This is a genomic window from Methyloparacoccus sp. NF-16 (genome assembly GCF_056880625.1).
The window spans coordinates 1,620,995-1,637,084 of sequence record NZ_CP174130.1 but is presented as its reverse complement, the minus strand read 5'-3'; the positions used below and the strand labels follow the sequence as shown (position 1 = coordinate 1,637,084).

Annotated in this window: 16 protein-coding genes; 15 read left to right on the top strand and 1 reads right to left on the bottom strand. The window is 70.0% G+C overall.

Annotation, left to right across the window (positions count from 1 at the left end; genetic code table 11):
- Positions 1 to 102: 102 nt before the first annotated feature.
- The 6 genes from ACH5N8_RS07875 to ACH5N8_RS07850 all read left to right on the top strand — a co-directional run bounded on the left by ACH5N8_RS07875 (position 103) and on the right by ACH5N8_RS07850 (position 3,601).
- The gene (locus ACH5N8_RS07875) at positions 103 to 837 is read left to right on the top strand and encodes an ABC transporter ATP-binding protein (RefSeq protein WP_460026192.1); all 735 of its coding nucleotides are present in this window, start codon (positions 103 to 105) and stop codon (positions 835 to 837) included.
- On the top strand, positions 834 to 1,649 hold the full coding sequence (locus ACH5N8_RS07870) for an ABC transporter permease (RefSeq protein WP_460026191.1): 816 nt from the start codon (positions 834 to 836) through the stop codon (positions 1,647 to 1,649). Before ACH5N8_RS07875 ends, ACH5N8_RS07870 begins: the two co-directional genes overlap by 4 nt.
- Before the next feature lie 37 nt (positions 1,650 to 1,686).
- Positions 1,687 to 2,037 carry a hypothetical protein gene (locus tag ACH5N8_RS07865; RefSeq protein WP_460026190.1) on the top strand — a complete coding sequence of 117 codons (351 nt, stop codon included), beginning with the start codon at positions 1,687 to 1,689 and terminating at the stop codon, positions 2,035 to 2,037.
- A 100-nt stretch (positions 2,038 to 2,137) separates the two neighbouring features.
- On the top strand, positions 2,138 to 2,290 hold the full coding sequence (locus ACH5N8_RS07860) for a hypothetical protein (RefSeq protein ID WP_460026189.1): 153 nt from the start codon (positions 2,138 to 2,140) through the stop codon (positions 2,288 to 2,290).
- Between the two features lie 168 nt (positions 2,291 to 2,458).
- Complete coding sequence (locus tag ACH5N8_RS07855) at positions 2,459 to 2,767, top strand: hypothetical protein (protein ID WP_460026188.1); 309 nt, start codon at positions 2,459 to 2,461, stop codon at positions 2,765 to 2,767.
- A gap of 24 nt (positions 2,768 to 2,791) precedes the next feature.
- Positions 2,792 to 3,601 (top strand): bestrophin-like domain, encoded by an 810-nt coding sequence (locus tag ACH5N8_RS07850; RefSeq protein WP_460026187.1) that lies wholly within the window; start codon positions 2,792 to 2,794, stop codon positions 3,599 to 3,601.
- Between the two features lie 27 nt (positions 3,602 to 3,628).
- Here ACH5N8_RS07850 and ACH5N8_RS07845 read toward each other — a convergent pair whose 3' ends face one another.
- Positions 3,629 to 5,227 carry a B12-binding domain-containing radical SAM protein gene (locus ACH5N8_RS07845; protein WP_460026186.1) on the bottom strand — a complete coding sequence of 533 codons (1,599 nt, stop codon included), beginning with the start codon at positions 5,225 to 5,227 and terminating at the stop codon, positions 3,629 to 3,631.
- A gap of 319 nt (positions 5,228 to 5,546) precedes the next feature.
- Here ACH5N8_RS07845 and ACH5N8_RS07840 point away from each other — a divergent pair, with 319 nt between their 5' ends.
- Genes ACH5N8_RS07840 through ACH5N8_RS07800 form a run of 9 tightly spaced genes read left to right on the top strand, consistent with a single transcriptional unit; the run spans position 5,547 to position 16,040 of the window.
- A complete protein-coding gene (locus ACH5N8_RS07840) occupies positions 5,547 to 5,837 on the top strand; it encodes a cupin domain-containing protein (RefSeq protein ID WP_460026185.1) in 291 nt (96 codons plus the stop codon).
- 24 nt (positions 5,838 to 5,861) lie between these two features.
- The gene (gene cas6, locus ACH5N8_RS07835) at positions 5,862 to 6,809 is read left to right on the top strand and encodes a CRISPR system precrRNA processing endoribonuclease RAMP protein Cas6 (protein ID WP_460026184.1); all 948 of its coding nucleotides are present in this window, start codon (positions 5,862 to 5,864) and stop codon (positions 6,807 to 6,809) included.
- Positions 6,810 to 6,868: 59 nt separating this feature from the next.
- Positions 6,869 to 7,987: a CRISPR-associated ring nuclease Csm6 gene (gene csm6 / locus ACH5N8_RS07830; protein ID WP_460026183.1), complete on the top strand. Its 1,119-nt coding sequence runs from the start codon at positions 6,869 to 6,871 to the stop codon at positions 7,985 to 7,987.
- 10 nt (positions 7,988 to 7,997) lie between these two features.
- Positions 7,998 to 10,760, top strand: a complete 2,763-nt coding sequence (gene cas10, locus ACH5N8_RS07825) for a type III-A CRISPR-associated protein Cas10/Csm1 (protein WP_460026182.1) — start codon at positions 7,998 to 8,000, stop codon at positions 10,758 to 10,760.
- Between the two features lie 10 nt (positions 10,761 to 10,770).
- Positions 10,771 to 11,226, top strand: a complete 456-nt coding sequence (gene csm2, locus ACH5N8_RS07820) for a type III-A CRISPR-associated protein Csm2 (RefSeq protein WP_460026181.1) — start codon at positions 10,771 to 10,773, stop codon at positions 11,224 to 11,226.
- A 15-nt stretch (positions 11,227 to 11,241) separates the two neighbouring features.
- Positions 11,242 to 11,967 (top strand): type III-A CRISPR-associated RAMP protein Csm3, encoded by a 726-nt coding sequence (gene csm3 / locus ACH5N8_RS07815; protein WP_460026180.1) that lies wholly within the window; start codon positions 11,242 to 11,244, stop codon positions 11,965 to 11,967.
- A gap of 57 nt (positions 11,968 to 12,024) precedes the next feature.
- Entirely contained in the window at positions 12,025 to 13,005 is a 981-nt protein-coding gene (csm4, locus tag ACH5N8_RS07810; protein ID WP_460026179.1) for a type III-A CRISPR-associated RAMP protein Csm4, read from the top strand.
- Complete coding sequence (locus ACH5N8_RS07805; RefSeq protein ID WP_483283143.1) at positions 13,002 to 14,687, top strand: RAMP superfamily CRISPR-associated protein; 1,686 nt, start codon at positions 13,002 to 13,004, stop codon at positions 14,685 to 14,687. The genes csm4 and ACH5N8_RS07805 overlap by 4 nt, the downstream gene beginning before the upstream one ends.
- A 51-nt stretch (positions 14,688 to 14,738) precedes the next feature.
- Positions 14,739 to 16,040 carry a TIGR02710 family CRISPR-associated CARF protein gene (locus ACH5N8_RS07800; RefSeq protein WP_460026177.1) on the top strand — a complete coding sequence of 434 codons (1,302 nt, stop codon included), beginning with the start codon at positions 14,739 to 14,741 and terminating at the stop codon, positions 16,038 to 16,040.
- Positions 16,041 to 16,090: the final 50 nt, after the last annotated feature.

The window sequence follows — 16,090 nt, the reverse complement described above, 5'->3', positions numbered from 1 at the left end:
TGTATCCGTCCCGCCACGCGGTGCAATGCCCGGGTGGCGGGATACGGCCGGCAGGCCCGGAAACTTGCCTCGCCCCCGGCACCCGCTATCCTGTGCCGCGTCATGAGCAATCCCGCGATCCAGGTTCGGCATCTCAGCAAGCGCTACGGCGACATCCTGGCGGTCGACAGGCTCGACTTCGAGGTGCCGGTCGGCGCCACCCACGCCCTCCTGGGCGGCAATGGCGCCGGCAAGACCACCACCCTGTCCATGCTGCTCGGCCTGTTGCTGCCAAGTTCCGGGAACATTCGCATCCATGGCATCGACATGATCCGCGACCGGTTCCGGGCATTGCCGCGGATGAATTTCACCTCGCCCTATGTCGATCTCCCGCACCGGCTGACGGTGTGGCAGAACCTCGATGTCTACGCGCGCCTGTACGGCATCCGCGCGCGGGCACGGCGCATCCGGGAACTGGCCGAGCCGCTCCGGCTGGGGCATCTGCTGGAACGCGGCTACGGGTCGCTCTCGGCCGGCCAGCGCACCCGGGTGTCGCTGGCCAAGTCGCTGCTGAACCGGCCCGATGTGCTGCTCATGGACGAGCCCACCGCCGCGCTGGACCCCTATACCGCCGACCAGGTACGCGCCTACCTGCGCGACTACCAGCGCCAGAGCGGCGCCACCATCCTGCTGGCCTCCCACAACATGCAGGAGGTGGAACGCCTGTGCCAATCGGTGCTGATGATGCGCCAGGGCCGCATCGTCGACCGGGGCGCGCCGGCGGACCTGCTGGCCCGCTACGGGCGCGACACGCTGGAGCAGGTCTTCATCGACATCGCCCGGGAATCCGATCCATGAGTCGGCTTGCCGACCTGCGCGGCAGCCTGGGCCGCCTCAACGCCATGGTGGTGCGCTACCGCTATCTGATGCTGGCGTCCTGGCCGCGGCTGATCGAGCTGGCCTACTGGCCGACCGTGCAGATGGTGCTGTGGGGCCTGATCAACCGCTACCTGGCCGGACAGAGCGAGTGGATCGCGCAGACCTCGGGCCTGCTCATCGCCGCGACCCTGCTGTGGGACGTGCTGTACCGTTCGCAGCTGGGCGTGTCCCTGGTGTTCTTCGAGGAGCTGTACTCGCGCAACCTCGGCAACCTGTTCGTCAGCCCGCTGCGCCCGCACGAGCTGGCCCTGTCGCTGCTCGCGGTCAGCTTCCTGCGCACGGCGTTCGGCATCGGCATCGCGTCGAGCCTCGCCATCCTGCTGTACCACTATTCCCTCTACGACATGGGGCTGCCGCTGGTGGCGTTCTTTGCCAACCTGATGGTCATGGGCTGGGCCATCGGGCTGATCGTGGTGGCGCTGGTGCTGCGCTTCGGCCTCGGCATGGAAGGCTTCGCCTGGGCCATCCTGTTCGCCTTCGCGCCGTTGAGCGGGGTGTATTACCCGGTCGCCGTGCTGCCGGGCTGGTTGCAGCCGGTCGCCTGGGCCCTGCCGTCCAGCCATGTGTTCGAGGGCATGCGCACGGTGCTGCGCGACCGGGTGTTTTCCACCGGACACTTCCTGCTGGCCGTGGAGCTGAACCTGCTCTACCTCGCGCTGGGCCTGGCGCTGTTCGGGCTGTCGTTCCGCATCGCCCGCCAGCGCGGTCTGCTGTTGCAGATGGGGGAATGAACGCGCCCCGGCCCGCCTGCTCCGCTGGCTGCCGGCCATGAGCACCCGGCTCCAGTGCCTGCTGGCCATGCTGGGGCTCAGCCTGATCGGTTTCGGTCCGCTGTCGATCACCTGCCTGATCGGCCTGCATGCCGTGCTGGCCCGGCCCGACTGGCTGCTGCGCACGACGCGGGCTCTGTACGGGCGGCCAACGGCCGCTACCGGTCTGACGGAGCCGGCGCCGAACGGCTGGCTGCGGCTGAAGGTGGTGGCCGCCCTGCTGGCGCTGCTGCTGCTGGACATCGCGCCGGTTCCGGTCACCGGCGCGATCGGCCTGTCCGTGGTCCTGCTGCGCCCGCCCTGGTTCCTGGAACTGGTGGAGGCGATCTACGCCCCGCCCGGGCCCTGATCCCGGCGGGCAGGACAGGGCAGGGCCGGCAAGGGGGTTCCCCTCGGTCCCAAAATCGGTTGAAGTATGCCCACCTGGAGCGATCGTGGAGGGCATGATCATGCGACGGCTGATGATGGCGATGGCCTTTGCCCTGCTGGGCGGCTGCGTGGGCGCGGCGCCGGCCGGGGACATTCTCTACAGCGGCTATCCGGTCTACGCGCTGGCCGTGCCGGGCAACCCGCCGGCCCCGGGTCTTGCGCAGCCGGCCTGAAGCGCCCGGGGGCACGCTTCCGGCGACCGTCCATCCGACGAAAAAACCGGGGCCTGCCCCGGGTACGATCCATCGCCTGTCTTGCAGCCGGCGGCGAGGTCCGTCCGCGCGTACCCCATGCCGGCGACTCGCCCCAGGATGCCTCATGTTTTTCCCAGGAAGATCGCCATGAAACCTGTGCCGCTGCTGATGCTGTCGCTGCTGGCCGGCTGTTCCCCGGCCCTGCCGCCCCTCACCGACCAATCCGACCAGGTGCAGCTCATGGCCCGCCAGCGCGCCATGCGCGACCTGCACTGCGCCGATGCTACCGCCGACCGGCCGATCCGCGGCGACCGCATGGAGGACTGGAGCGACGAACTCTACAGCGAATACAAGGCCTGGGCCGAGGGTTGCCAGCGGCGCATCCAGTATCAGGTCGTGTGCCGTTCCGGCAGGCCCTGCGCCTTCGCCGACGCGCCGCCATCCGTGGATGATTGAACTGCCGCCGACCAGGAGATGACAATGGCGATGCCCACCTGGCTGGATGTGGAAAGCTACTTTACCGGCTCGATCTTCGTCCTGGTCTTCGTCTTCTGCTCGGTGGCGGGCGTGGGGCTGGTGCGCCGCTGGTTCGAGCTCGACCGGCTGCGGCATGTGCACGATGTCTCCGGCAACATGTTCAGCGTCGGCGGCACGCTCTATGCCGTGCTGCTGGGGCTGATCGTGGTGGACGCGATGCAGACCTTCCAGCTGGCGCGCCAGACCGTCGAGAAGGAAGCCAACGCCCTGGCCAATGTCTACCTGCTGGCCCAGCGTCTGCCGCCGCAGCCTGCCGCGCGGCTCCAGTCCCTGTGCCGCAGCTATGCCCACGAAGTCATCGAGCGCGAATGGCCGATGATGGATGCCGGCCAGGTGCACGAGGCGGTACGCAACATCAGTCTGCAGCTGGTCAACGAGGCGACGCAGCTCGAACCGGTGACCGAGAACCAGAAGGCGCTGTATCCCTCCCTGGTCCAGGAAACCCTGGAACTGCGCGACGAGCGCCGCGCCCGGACCGGCATCGCGCTGCACGATCTGCCGGCCGTCGAGTGGTTCGTGCTGTGCGTGGGCGCGGTGATCACGGTGGTCTTCAGCTACGTCTTCCATGTCGAGAGCTACCGCCTGCAGCTGATGATGGTCGGCATGGTTGCCCTGCTGATCGGGCTCAACCTGTATCTGGTGGTCCTCTTCAGCCGCCCGTTCTCGGGCGACCTGCATGTCGACGCCGAACCCCTGGTGCGCAATCTGATGCTGTTCGACGGCATCGGCGACGCCCTGCTGCGACGGGACTGAACCGCCACCGTCCGCCGGCGGCGGCAGCTACATCGTATTGACGATGCCGGTGCGTCCCTTGGCCATGTCCTGGGAAAACCGGTAGAAGTGGTAGTGGCACACGCTTTCCATGACGTAGTCGAAGAACCGCATGGGGTAGGGTCGACTGCGGGCGAAGTCGGCCAGCCGCCGCAGGTAATGGCGGCGCAGCCGCCAGTCGCGGGCGTGCAGCAGCAGCTTCGCCAGCAGCAGGCCGGTGACCGACAGCGATATCAGCAGGTACTTGAGCCGTAGCCAGCGGGGGATGTTGGGCACCCGGACGCTTTCGGCGTGATCGTAGAAGCGGCGACGGATGTAGAGGTCGTCCAGCCGGTCGAAATAGGCGTCGGGCTCGAAGATGTCGCCGATCAGGTCGAGAAACCCCCGGGCCAGCTGCTCCCGGCTCATGCCGGCGGGAATCACATTGGTGCCGAAGGCGGGCGGATCGTCGGTGTCCAGCCGGCCCTCGCCCAGCAGCCGCGCGTGCAGCGGCGTTTTCGGGATGGCCGACAGCAGGCCGACCATCGCCTGCAGGATGCCCGAGCGCGCCAGGAAGCGCCGCTGGACGTCGAAGATGGCGGGCGTATCGGCATCGAAGCCGACAATCAGGCCGCAGGTGACCTTGATGCCCTTGCGCTGGATGCGGTGGATGCGCTCGATCAGGAAATCCTCCGCGTCGGCCTGGCTCAACGATGCCTGCCGGCGGCGCTTGTCGACGTTCTGGAATTTCCGCGTCTCCAGCAGCGAGGCCGGATTGGGCGTCTCGATGCCGATGAACACCGTGCGGATGTTGGCCTCGACGAAGCGGTCCAGCAGTTCCTCGTCGTCGGCGAGATTCAGCGAGGCCTCCGTGTGCAGCGAGACCCAGTAGCGGTGTTCGCGCTGCCAGGCCGCGATCGCCGTGAGGATCGGCAGCAGGGCCTTGCGATTGCCGATGATGTTGTCGTCCACCAGGAAGACCGCACCCATGCCGGCCCGGCGCCAGGCCTCCAGCTCGGCGATCACCTGCGCCGGCGTCTTGACGCGCGGCTGCCGGCCGAAGGTGACGATGATGTCGCAGAACTCGCAGAGAAAGGGGCAGCCGCGTGACATCTGCACGCTGCCCTGGAGATAGCGCTCCAGCCGCAGCAGGTCGTTGCGCGGCGGGGGCAGGGCGGTCATGTCGGTGCGTTGCGCCTGCTCGTAACGCTGCCGGTGGCGGCCGGCCGACCATTCCGCGAGGAACAGCGGCCAGGTGTGGTCGGCCTCGCCGACGAAAACGACATCGGCGAGCCCCGCCAGATCGTCCTCCTGGACCGTGATCCAGGGTCCCCCCACCACCAGGAACAGTCCCCGGCGCTTGATTTCGGCGGCGATCTCGCGCATGCGCTGGCGCTGGACGATCATACCGGTCAGCCCGACCAGGCCGGCGCCGGCCAGACTGTCGTAGTCGATGGCTTCCACCGCCTCGTCGATCAGCCGGACCTCGTGTTCCGCCGGGGTCAGGGCCGCCAGCAACGGCAAGGCCGAGGTTGGCGTCACCGCCTGCCGGCCGAGTATCGGCAGGGCGTGGCTGAAGCTCCAGAAGGACGTCTCGAAGCGCGGGTTGATCAGGACGATGCTGGCCATGGCGGATGGGTCCGGGTGACAGAGGACGATTCTGCGGCCTGCGACGCCCGCCGCAAAGCCCCAGCCTGGCCGGCGCGCGTGCCCGCCGGCAGGCCACCCAGCGCAGACACTCCGCCGGCGACGTGGTTCCGGGCCATTCGCCGTCATCCGTCATCCCGGACATTCCCCGCCGACACGACGTCCCCGCGTGTGCATCGATTCGCTGGCTGGACTTCGCTTGGCCATAAAATGCATCATGTAATAAGTGTTTCAATAGTTGTCCGAACGTCGCCATCCGTCGCATCCGACGCCACTCTCCCCCTGGAAAACCCTGACAAGCATGAGCAAGATCACCCTCGAACACCGTCCCGACCCGGCCCGTCTGCAACAGCTCGGCGTGGCCGGCTGGGAGATATGGGAAAAGGAGCCCTCCACCTTCGGCATCGATTTCGACGAAACCGAGGTGGCCTACGTGCTGGAGGGCGAAATCATCGTCACCCCGGCGGGTGGCGAACCGGTCCGCATCGGCCCGGGTGATCTGGTCTCGTTCCATGCCGGACTGGAGAGCCAGTGGGAAGTGGTCAAGCCGCTGCGCAAGCACTACAGCTACGCCTATCCCGAGGGCGTCTGAGTCCCCTGGCCCGACGACGCTCCGATGCCACTCAGCCTGCCGCTGACCATCCTTGAGGTCGGCTTCGAGACCCGCGAGCCCGTCCGCCTGCCGTCCTTTCCCGGCTCGGCCTGGCGCGGCGCGCTCGGCTGGGCGCTCAAGCGCAGCGTCTGCGTCATCCGCGACACCCGCTGCCAGGATTGCCTGCTGTACCGCAGCTGCGTGTTTCCCTACGTCTTCGAGACCCCGCCGCCACCCGACGCCGACCGGCTGCGCAAATACCGCGCCGTCCCGCATCCCTTCGTGCTGGGCATCATCCCCGGCCAGAGCGGCCCCCGCTACCGGCTGGGTCTCACGCTGGTCGGCGCGGCCCGGCGGCAGCTGCCGTATTTCATCCATGCCCTGACGGCGGCCGGCGAGGACGGTCTCGGCCGCCAGCGACAGCCGTTCGAGCTGGTCGAGGTCCGCCAGGCGCAAGGCCCGGCGCGGCAGGACTGGGCGACCATCTACGCGCCCGGCGAGCCGCTGCGGACGCCGCCGGAGGAACCCCTGCCGGTACCGCCGCTGCCCGACTGGGTGGCGGTCGAGCTGCGAACGCCGCTGCGCATCAAGCGCGAGGATCACCTGGTCACGCCGGCCCGCTTCGCCTTCGCCGACCTGTTCGGCGCCCTGCTGCGGCGGCTGTCCCTGCTCAGCTACTTCCATACCGAGCGGCCGCTGGAAGCGGACTTTGCCGAACTCATGCGGCAGGCGCGGGAAGTCCCCCACCACCGGCCGACCCTGCGCTGGTACGACTGGACCCGCTATTCCAGCCGCCAGGAGACGACGCTCGAAATGGGCGGCCTGCATGGCGGATTCCTGCTGCGGGGCGCGGACATCCGGCCGTTCTGGCCCTATCTCTGGCTGGGGCAATGGACCCATGCCGGCAAGGGCGCCACGCTGGGGCTGGGGCAATACCGGCTGGCCCCGGCAAGCTTGCCAGATCCCGCCTGAGTTCCCGCCATCGCGGATACTCAGGACCTCCTCGCCACGGACGGACCCTACACGCCGCGATGGGCAACGCCTACCCCCGCCGCCACCTGCTCTGCATCGCCGGTCTCACGCCCCAGGTCGTGACCGAAACGCTCTACGCGCTGGCCCGGGAACGGCCGGCCGAGCTGCCGACCCATGTCCACGTGCTCTCCACCGAGGAGGGCATCGCCCGCGCCCGGCTGACACTGCTCAGCGCCCAGCCCGGCTGGTTCCGGCGCCTGTGCGCCGATTACCGGCTGCCGGCCATCCAGTTCGACCGCGACAGCCTGCATGTCCTGCGGGACGCCGGCGGCCAGCCGCTCGCCGACATCCGCGATGGCGCGGACAATGTCGCCGCGGCCGACACCGTGACCGAGTGGGTGCGCCGGCTCACCGCCGACGACGACGCCCAGCTGCATGTCTCGCTGGCCGGCGGACGCAAGACCCTGGGCTTCTTCGCCGGCTACGCCCTGTCGCTGTTCGGACGGCCGCAGGACCGCCTGACCCATGTGCTGGTCAGTCCACCGTTCGAATCGCATCCGGGCTTCTTCTACCCGACGCCCTACCCGGACATCATCTACGGCCAGCCGCCCGACCCACGCCCGCTGGACAGCCGCGATGCCCATGTGACGCTGGCCGACATCCCCTTCGTGCGCCTGCGGCTGGGGCTGCCGGAATCCCTGCTCAGCGGCCGCGCCAGCTTCTCCGCCACAGTGCAGGCCGCCCAGCGCAGCCTGGCAGCGCCCGCGCTGGAACTCGACATCCGCCGGCGCCTGATCCTGGCGGGCGGGCGGCCAGTCGAGCTGCCGCCCGCCGAATGGGCCTTCTACGCCTGGCTCGCGCGCCGTGCCCACGACACCGCGCCGCACCTGACCTGTCCGCCCGAGGGCGTGCCCAGCCAAGCCTACGCGCGGGCCTTCATGGCCACCTATCGCGACATCGTCGGCCCTCTCGGCGACCTCGAACGCGTCGCCGCCGGCCTGCAGGCCGGCATGGACAAGAACTACTTCGAGCGCCGCAAGAGCCGCGTCAACCGGCTGCTGCGCGAGCAGCTGTCGCTGGCGGCGACCGCCTACCTGATCCAGGGCTTCGGCTCGCGGCCGCGCACCGCCTATGGGCTCGGGCTGGCGCCGCGGCAAATTCTCATCAAGAGCACCTGAGGACTTTGGGATGAATCCGGAACGACTGAATGCCGCTACCCGCGTGGCCCTGGCGGCCTACCTGCACGACCTGGGCAAGTTCGCCGAACGGGCGCGGATCGCCGAGGCCGAGGAGAAGGACGCGGCCGGCGTCAGCCGGGCCGAGCGGGAAAAGCAGCTCAACTGCCCCAGTTTCAAGGGCCGGTCCACCCATGTCCACGCCGCCTATACCGCCATCGGCTTCGACCTGCTGGAGGCGCACCTGCCCGAGCTGGTGGGCGATGTCATGACCCCCTTCGCGCCCTGGGGCGAGCGCAACGCCGACGATTCCATCATCAACGCCGCCGCCCGGCATCACCGGCCGGATACCTTCCTGCAATGGATCGTCGCCAGCGCCGACCGGCTGGCCTCCGGTTTCGAGCGCGAGGCGTTCGCCAGCTACAACGCAGCGGCCGACGACGATGGCCGGAAACTCAACCATTACACCCAGCGGCAGTGGACCCTGCTGGAGCAGATCCGCCTGGACGGCCGGGCGGAACCCGCCGTGCCGGACTACCGCTACCCGCTCGCGCCGCTCTCGCCCAGCGCCCTGTTCCCGGTGCCGGCGGCCGACTGCGAAACCGCCGGCAACGCCGGGGCGCAGGCCGAGTACCGCGCGCTTTGGCAAGGCTTCACCGCCGCCATCCCGCAAATCCCCGCCAGCCATCGGGGCAACCTGCCCCTGTGGCTGGACCATTTCGACAGCCTCTGGCAGACCTATACCCACGCCATTCCCTCGGCCACCACCGGCGGCATCAGGCCGGAGGTGTCGCTGTACGATCATTCGCGCACCGCCGCCGCCCTGGCCGTCGCGCTGTGGCGCTATCACGCCGACCGCAACGACGATCCGGCCACGACCCGGGAATCGCTGCGCGCCCAGTGGGATCACCAGCGCGCCGCCGGCGAACTGGCCCACGATGCCTGGGAGAGCGAGAAATTCCTGCTGATCCAGGGCGATTTCCACGGCATCCAGGACTTCATCTTCGCCACCGGCGGCGAGACCCAGAAACGCGCCGCCAAGCTGCTGCGCGGGCGTTCCTTCCAGGTCTCGCTGCTGGCGGAACTGGCCGCGCTGCGGGTACTGGAAGCGCTGGATCTGCCGCCCACCAGCCAGGTGGTCAATGCCGCCGGCAAGTTCCTCATCGTCGCCCCCAACACGCCGGCATCGGCGCACGCGCTGGCGGCCGTGCAGGCCGAGTTCGACGCCTGGTTCCTGCGCCATACCCACGGCCGCGTCGGCATCGGCCTCGCCCGGCTGCCGGCCCGGGCCGACGATTTCCGTTCCGGGACGGCGGGCGCGGCGAGTCCGTTCCAGACGCTCGTCCGGCGCCTGTTCGAGCAGCTGGAGGCGGTCAAGCTGCGGCGCTTCGGGCTGTGCGCCGAAGCGCCGCCGCCGGCGCTGTTCGAGGACTTTCTCGACGCCTTCCATCCCGGGCGCGGCGAGTGCCGCGTCGACGGGCGTTCGCCGGCCACGGTGGAGCTGTCGCCCGGCGTCTGGGCCAGTGCGCTGGCCGCCGACCAGATCGACATCGGACATTGCCTGGCCACCCAGGACCGGGTGCTGATCACCCGCGAGCCGCTCGACCATCAGACCCTGCGGCTGGACATCTTCGGCTACCGGATCCGCTTCACCCGCGGCGAGGCGGAAACCGGCCGCTTCGGCCGCGAGGCCCGCAGCGGCAACCTGCGCCGCTGCTGGGACTTCTCGCTGCCGGAAGGCTTCACGGACCCGCTCTGGAACGGCTACGCCCGCCGCTGCATCAACGCCTACGTGCCACGCTTCGACGATGCCAACGCCTGGGACGCGGAGCTCTACCGGGGGCTGGAGCACCCGGGCGCGTCCGTCCCCCATCCGGACGAACCGAAGACCCTCAACCATCTGGCCCGCGACGACCGGCGCCTGCACGAGGACGGCAAGACCTGGGTCGGCCAGGAAGCGCTGATGACGCTCAAGGGCGATGTCGACAACCTCGGGACCCTCTTCGAGCGGGGGCTGGAGCGGCCGACCTTCGCCAAATGGGCGGCGCTGTCGCGGCAGGTGAACGCCTTCTTCGCGGTCTACCTGCCCTGGCTCTGCGCCCATGGCGAGGAGGACGGCATCCGGCGCTACCGCAACACCTACACCGTGTTCGCCGGCGGCGACGACTTCTTCCTCATCGGACCCTGGCATTCCACGCTGGCGCTGGCGGGGCGGATGCGAAGCGAGTTCGCCCGCTTCGTCGCCGGCAATCCCGACATCCACTTCTCGGCCGGGCTGTCCATGACCAAACCCGGCCTGCCGATCCGCCACCTGGCGCGGCTGGCCGAGACGGCGCTGGAGGCGGCCAAGGTCCATCAGGAACCCGGCCCGGACGGGGAAGCCGGCGCGGCCAAGAACGCCGTCGCCGTGTTTGGCCAGACGGTGAGCTGGGACCGCTTCGACGCCCTGCGCCGCAGCGAGGCGCGGCTGGCGCGCATGGCCCGGGACGTCGGGCTGTCCACCGGCTATCTCTACGGGCTGTTGCAGCTGACCGACATGGCGGCCGGGATCGGCGATAAACCGCACAACGCGCTCTGGCATGCCTGGTTCGCCTACCGCACCCGGCGCCTGGTGGAGAGCCGCATCCGCGGCGGGGAGGATCGCGAGGCGGTGGAGCGCCGGCGCCGGGCGCTGGCCGCCGAACTGGCGACGGAAATCGCCCGCGAGGGCATCGAACGGTTCGGGGCGGCCTACAAGATCGCCCTGTTCACTTACTTGTATCAGCAACGGGATTGAGGAGGCCGAGATGGCGGAACAGCAGAACTATCGAAACCAGGGCGGCGGTCGCAACCATGGCCATGAGGACCGGGGACCGGTCTACGACCCCGGCGGCATCCGGCTGGCGAAACCGATCGGCGCCCAACTTTTCAACGGCATCGCCCAGGAGGCGGCCAGGGCGGTCGCGGGCGCGGACAAGTCCCGCAACAAATCCACCCAGCTGCGGCGCTTCTACGACGAACTGGTGCTGTGGGAAACCCGCGCCAGCCAGCAGCCCGGGAAATTCGCCGAATACCTGCCCTTCATCCTGATGATCAATGCCAAGGCGGCCTATGCCGAAGGGCGCAAGCTGGTCGACCGGACCTTCGTCAACCTGCTGCATCACACCCTGTCGGAAGTGACGGACGCCGGGACCCTGACCACCTGCAAGCTGTTCTGGGAAGCCTTCATGGGTTTCTACAAACAGGAACGCGGCGACAACTGAGACGGAGAGAACCCCATGCAACTCATCGATATCCAGAAACTCACCGGCACGCTGGAGCTGCTTTCCGGCCTGCACATCGGCTCCGGCAACACGGAGATGCACATCGGCGGCACCGACAATCCGGTCATCAAGCACCCCCTGACCCAGGAGCCCTACATTCCCGGCTCCAGCGTCAAGGGCAAGATGCGCAGCCTGCTGGAATGGGATCTCGGCGTGGTCGGCGCGACCCAGGGCAATCCCCTGGGCTTCCGGCACCTGCGCGACCTGCCGGAAGCCACGCGGCCCGCCGCCAAGAACCTGCTGCGCCTGTTCGGCGGCGCGCCGGAAGGCGCCGGCCAGAACCTTGAGCTGGTCACGGAGATCGGTCCCACCCGGCTGGCCTTCTGGGATTGCGCGCTGGAACCGGCCTGGATCCGGGAAATGAACGACCGCAACCTGCTGCTGACCGAAACCAAGTCCGAGAACATGATCGACCGCATCCGGGGCGTCGCCGAGCATCCGCGCAATACCGAGCGCGTGCCCGCCGGCGCCCGCTTCAGCTTCAACCTGACCCTGCGCGTCCACGCCGGCGACAGCGCTCTGCTGCCCATGGTCTGGCGCGGGCTCAAGCTGCTGGAGCTGACCGGCCTCGGCGGCTCCGGCTCGCGCGGCTACGGCAAGCTGCGCTTCAGCCAGCTGGCGCTGGACGGCGCGGATGTGCTCGGGCACGTCGACGCGGTCCGCTTCGGCGCGGCGGCCTGAGTTCGCCCCGGGCGGACCGCCGGCGCGGCTCCGTCGAACACAGCCAGGACACCCGACATGACCGTTTACCGATTGACCCTGCAACCCCTATCCGCCTTCGGCGGCCCCCCGCTGGGCGACAGCCTGTTCGGCCAGCTGTGCTGGAGCCTGCGCCATCGCCACGGCCAGGACCGGCTGGTCGAGCTGCTCGACGGCTACACCGAGAGCCGTCCCTTCGCGGTGCTGTCCGATGCCCTGCCGCTGGGCTACCTGCCGCGCCCCGCGCTGCCCGGCTTCTGCTTCGACCCGGTGCCGGACCTGGACCGCAAGGCCGCCAAGCGGCGGGCCTGGCTGCCGTGGGAGCGGCACGACGCGCCGGTCGAAGCCTGGCTGAGGCACTGCCTGCCAGGCGGGGAGGTCGCCGGTGCCCGGCCCGAGGCCCATCCGCAGCCGCACAACAGCCTGCACCGCCTGACCGGCACCACCGATGGCGAGGCCTTCGCGCCCTACACGCAGACCCGCCACTGGTACGGCGCCGGCGGCAACGAACCGGTCCGGCTGGCCGTCCATGCCGTGCTCGACGAGCGCCGCCTCAGCCTGGCCGAACTGCGGCAGGCGCTGGCGGACATGGGCGCCTACGGCGTCGGCCGCGATGCCAGCGTCGGGCTCGGCAAGTTCGCCGTGGTGGCCGCCGAGGCCGCCGAACTGCCCAGCCAGCCGGGCGCCGATGCCTGGCTCACGCTGGCGCCCTGCGCGCCGCAGGGGCTGGGCCTTGACCCGGCGCGCAGCTTCTACCAGACCTTCACCCGTTTCGGCCGCCACGGTGACCTCGGCGTGCACCTTGGCAGCCCGTTCAAGACCCCGGTGCTGCTGGCGCAGACCGGCGCCGTGCTCGCCACCGGGCCGGAGGCCGCGCTGCCCACGCCGGCACGGCCCTGGCTGGGCCAGGGCCTGGGCGGCAACGGCCGCATGACCCGCAACGCCGCCCTGGCCGGGACCGTGCAGCAAGGCTACGCGCCGGTGGTCGGCATCCGCCTGCCCGGGAGGGCTATCGCATGAGCACCCACGACAGCCATACCCTGCACATCACCCCGCTGGCGCCGGTGCATATCGGCACTGGGGAAACCTACGAGCCGACCCAGTACGTCATCGACGAGGCCGGCGTGCTGCACGAGTTCGACACCGGCGCGGTCATGGCCGCCCTGGACGAGCGCGACCGCCGCCAGTTGCTCGCCATCGCCCAGGGCCGGCCCGGCCCGGACATGATCAAGTCCTTGCAACGCTTCTTCCACGAGCGGCGCGAGTGCCTGATCCCCGTCGGCATCAATCGCATCCCCACCTTGCCCGGTTTCGCCGCGCTGCACGCCAGTCGCATCGGGCAGGCCGCCAATGTCGAGAGCGGCGGTCGCCAGGTGCTCAACCAGCTGGAAATCCAGCGCTGCGCCTACCATGCCGCGACCCGCAAGCCGGTGCTGTACGGCTCCTCGCTCAAGGGCGCGCTGCGCACCGCGCTGCTCGACCGGGAAAACAACGGCCGGAGGCCGTTCGAGAAAAAGGGACTGCATGAGCTGCAGGGGCGGCTGTTCCGCTACCGCGACCCCGAGTGCGGCCGGCAGCAACTGGAACGTGACCCCATGCGCCTGGTGCAGCTGGGCGACGCCCTGTGGCAGGGGCCAGCCGACTGGCCGGCCGCCGACGTGCGCCTGGCCGTGAATCGCAAGAAGGCGCCGGTCAGGGACAGGCATGGCCGGGAAATCCCGGCCATGGCCGAAAACCTGGCGCAGTTCCTCGAATGCGTGTCGGCCTTCCAGACGCGCGCCTTCCGCGCCACGCTCAACCTCCAGCGCGTCGAGGCCGCCGGCGCCAGCGGCAACCTGCCGGCGCGCGAGCTGCGCTATTCCCTGCGCCAGCTGGCCGATGCCTGCAATGCCTTCTACCGGCCCCGGCTGACCGCCGAAATCCAGCTCATGCAGACGCGCGGCTACGTCGCGGCCGCCTGGGTGGACGCCATCGACCAGCTGATCGCGCTGGTCAAGCCGAGGATCGAGGCGGGCGACGTCTTCCTGCTGCGGGTGGGGCGGCACTCGGGGGCGGAATCGGTCACGCTCAACGGCGCACGCCGCATCCGCATCATGAAGGGCAAGGGGCAGCCGGCGGACGAAGCCGATGCCGCCAGGACCCTCTGGCTGGCGGCCGGCGAACGGGACCAGCGCGCCGACCTGCTGCCGTTCGGCTGGGTGCTGGTCGAGGCGACGCCGGGCGCGGCGGACGCCCCGGCCTGGCCGGCGCTGGAGGCCCTTTGCGAGCCCTGGCGGGCCGAGGCGCGGGCCTTTGCCGAACGGGAAGCCAGCCAACGCGCCGAGCGTGCCGCCATCCTGGCGCGGCGCCAGGCCGAGGCGGCCACGGCCCGGCAGCAGGCCGAGCAGGCGGCCGCCCGGGCGGTGGCCGAAGCCGAACGGCGGGCGACCCTGACGCCCAACCTGCGCCGGGTCGAGGACTTCCGCCAGGCCATGGCCCAGCGCGCCGAGGAGCTGCGCGGCGGCAAGGACCGCCAGAACACCCAGTATCACCAGCTGGCCCAGCAACTGGCCAGGGACGCCCGGGAAAGCGCCGACTGGACGGCCGCGGAAAAGCGCGCCGTGGCCGACGCCATCACCGAGTGGCTGCCCCGGGTGGTCGATCGCATCGACAAGGAAGCCCTGAAGAAGCTCAGGCTGGCCGCCCTGCGCGGCGACGCCTGAGGCGCCGGTCCCCGAACCCTGACTCCAACCCCCCAACCCACGCCATCGCGCATGAACGACCCCGCACCCGCGCCCGACCTCCGCACCCTGCTGCTGTGCACCGTCGGCGGCTCCCATGTCCCCATCGTCCGCGCCATCCAGGAAAGCGGCGCCGATTACGTCTGCTTCCTCTGCACCGGTCCCGACCCCAACACCGGCAAGGCCGGCTCGGACGCGCAGATCGAAGGGCAGGGGTTCTGCATCAGGGAAAGGCCGACCGATGACAAGCCCACCTTGCCCAACATTCCCAGCCAGTGCGGACTGGCCGCCGGTCGCTACGAACTGCGCCGGGTGCCCAGCGACGACCTGGACGCCATCCACGGCCTGTGCCGGGAAGCGCTGGCCGACCTGCGCCGGCGCTACCCCCAGGCACGCCTCCTCGCCGACTATACCGGCGGCACCAAGAGCATGAGCGCCGCGCTGGTGCTCGCCGCCCTGGACAGCGAGGACGTCGAACTGCAACTGGTCACCGGCAACCGCGTCGACCTGGTGCGGGTGCGCGACGGCGCCGAGACCGCCGCGCCCGCCACCATCGAGGCGATCCGCCTGCAGCGGCGCATGCAGCCCTACCTCAACGCCTGGACCCGGCATGCCTACGCCGAGGCCGAGGCCGGCCTGCGCCGCCTGCCCACACCCGCCAACGCCACCCTGCGCGGGCGGCTCAACCGCGCCCGCGACCTCAGCGCCGCCTTCGCCGCCTGGGACGCCTTCGACCACGCCGGCGCCTTCCAGCGCCTGCACGGCTATGCCGCCGCCCTGGCCAATGACACCCGCCCGCTGCTGGGCGTGCTGCGCGTCCTGACCGAGGGCGAGCCGCTGCAACGCGAGGCCGCGCAACTCCTGGACCTGTACCGCAACGCCGAACGGCGCTTCGCCCAGGGTCGCCATGACGACGGCGTCGCGCGCCTGTACCGGCTGCTGGAATGGACCGCCCAATGGCTGTTGCAGCGCGACTGCCAGGTCAGCACCGGCGATCTGCCGCCCGACTGGGTGCCGCAGCTGCCGCCCAACCGCGACGGCAAGCGCCAGGCCGGGCTCTACGAAGCCTGGCGGCTGGTGGCCGAACACACCCGGGGACCGCTGGCGGCCTGGCACCGCGACCGCCGCGAGCCCATGCTCGACTACCTGCGCGCCCGCAACGCCTCCATCCTGGCGCACGGTTTCGCCCCGGTCGGCGCCGCCGCCGGCCGCGCCTTTCACGACTGGCTGGCCGGCGAGTTCCTCGATGCCCTGTTGCAGGAAACCGCCCCGCTTGGCCTGCGCCGGCTGCCGCCGCAACTGCCCGCCGACGCGAACGATGCCCTGCTGCGATAACCATCCGCGGGTGGTGGCGCATCCTGCCCGGCATGCCGGCGCCGCAGGTG

Coding starts and splice junctions, on each gene's coding strand:
- ACH5N8_RS07875 (WP_460026192.1), top strand. CDS start 103: ATGAGCAATCCCGCGATCCAGGTTCGGCATCTCAGCAAGCGCTACGGC.
- ACH5N8_RS07870 (WP_460026191.1), top strand. CDS start 834: ATGAGTCGGCTTGCCGACCTGCGCGGCAGCCTGGGCCGCCTCAACGCC.
- ACH5N8_RS07865 (WP_460026190.1), top strand. CDS start 1,687: ATGAGCACCCGGCTCCAGTGCCTGCTGGCCATGCTGGGGCTCAGCCTG.
- ACH5N8_RS07860 (WP_460026189.1), top strand. CDS start 2,138: ATGCGACGGCTGATGATGGCGATGGCCTTTGCCCTGCTGGGCGGCTGC.
- ACH5N8_RS07855 (WP_460026188.1), top strand. CDS start 2,459: ATGAAACCTGTGCCGCTGCTGATGCTGTCGCTGCTGGCCGGCTGTTCC.
- ACH5N8_RS07850 (WP_460026187.1), top strand. CDS start 2,792: ATGGCGATGCCCACCTGGCTGGATGTGGAAAGCTACTTTACCGGCTCG.
- ACH5N8_RS07845 (WP_460026186.1), bottom strand. CDS start 5,227: ATGGCCAGCATCGTCCTGATCAACCCGCGCTTCGAGACGTCCTTCTGG.
- ACH5N8_RS07840 (WP_460026185.1), top strand. CDS start 5,547: ATGAGCAAGATCACCCTCGAACACCGTCCCGACCCGGCCCGTCTGCAA.
- cas6 (WP_460026184.1), top strand. CDS start 5,862: ATGCCACTCAGCCTGCCGCTGACCATCCTTGAGGTCGGCTTCGAGACC.
- csm6 (WP_460026183.1), top strand. CDS start 6,869: ATGGGCAACGCCTACCCCCGCCGCCACCTGCTCTGCATCGCCGGTCTC.
- cas10 (WP_460026182.1), top strand. CDS start 7,998: ATGAATCCGGAACGACTGAATGCCGCTACCCGCGTGGCCCTGGCGGCC.
- csm2 (WP_460026181.1), top strand. CDS start 10,771: ATGGCGGAACAGCAGAACTATCGAAACCAGGGCGGCGGTCGCAACCAT.
- csm3 (WP_460026180.1), top strand. CDS start 11,242: ATGCAACTCATCGATATCCAGAAACTCACCGGCACGCTGGAGCTGCTT.
- csm4 (WP_460026179.1), top strand. CDS start 12,025: ATGACCGTTTACCGATTGACCCTGCAACCCCTATCCGCCTTCGGCGGC.
- ACH5N8_RS07805 (WP_483283143.1), top strand. CDS start 13,002: ATGAGCACCCACGACAGCCATACCCTGCACATCACCCCGCTGGCGCCG.
- ACH5N8_RS07800 (WP_460026177.1), top strand. CDS start 14,739: ATGAACGACCCCGCACCCGCGCCCGACCTCCGCACCCTGCTGCTGTGC.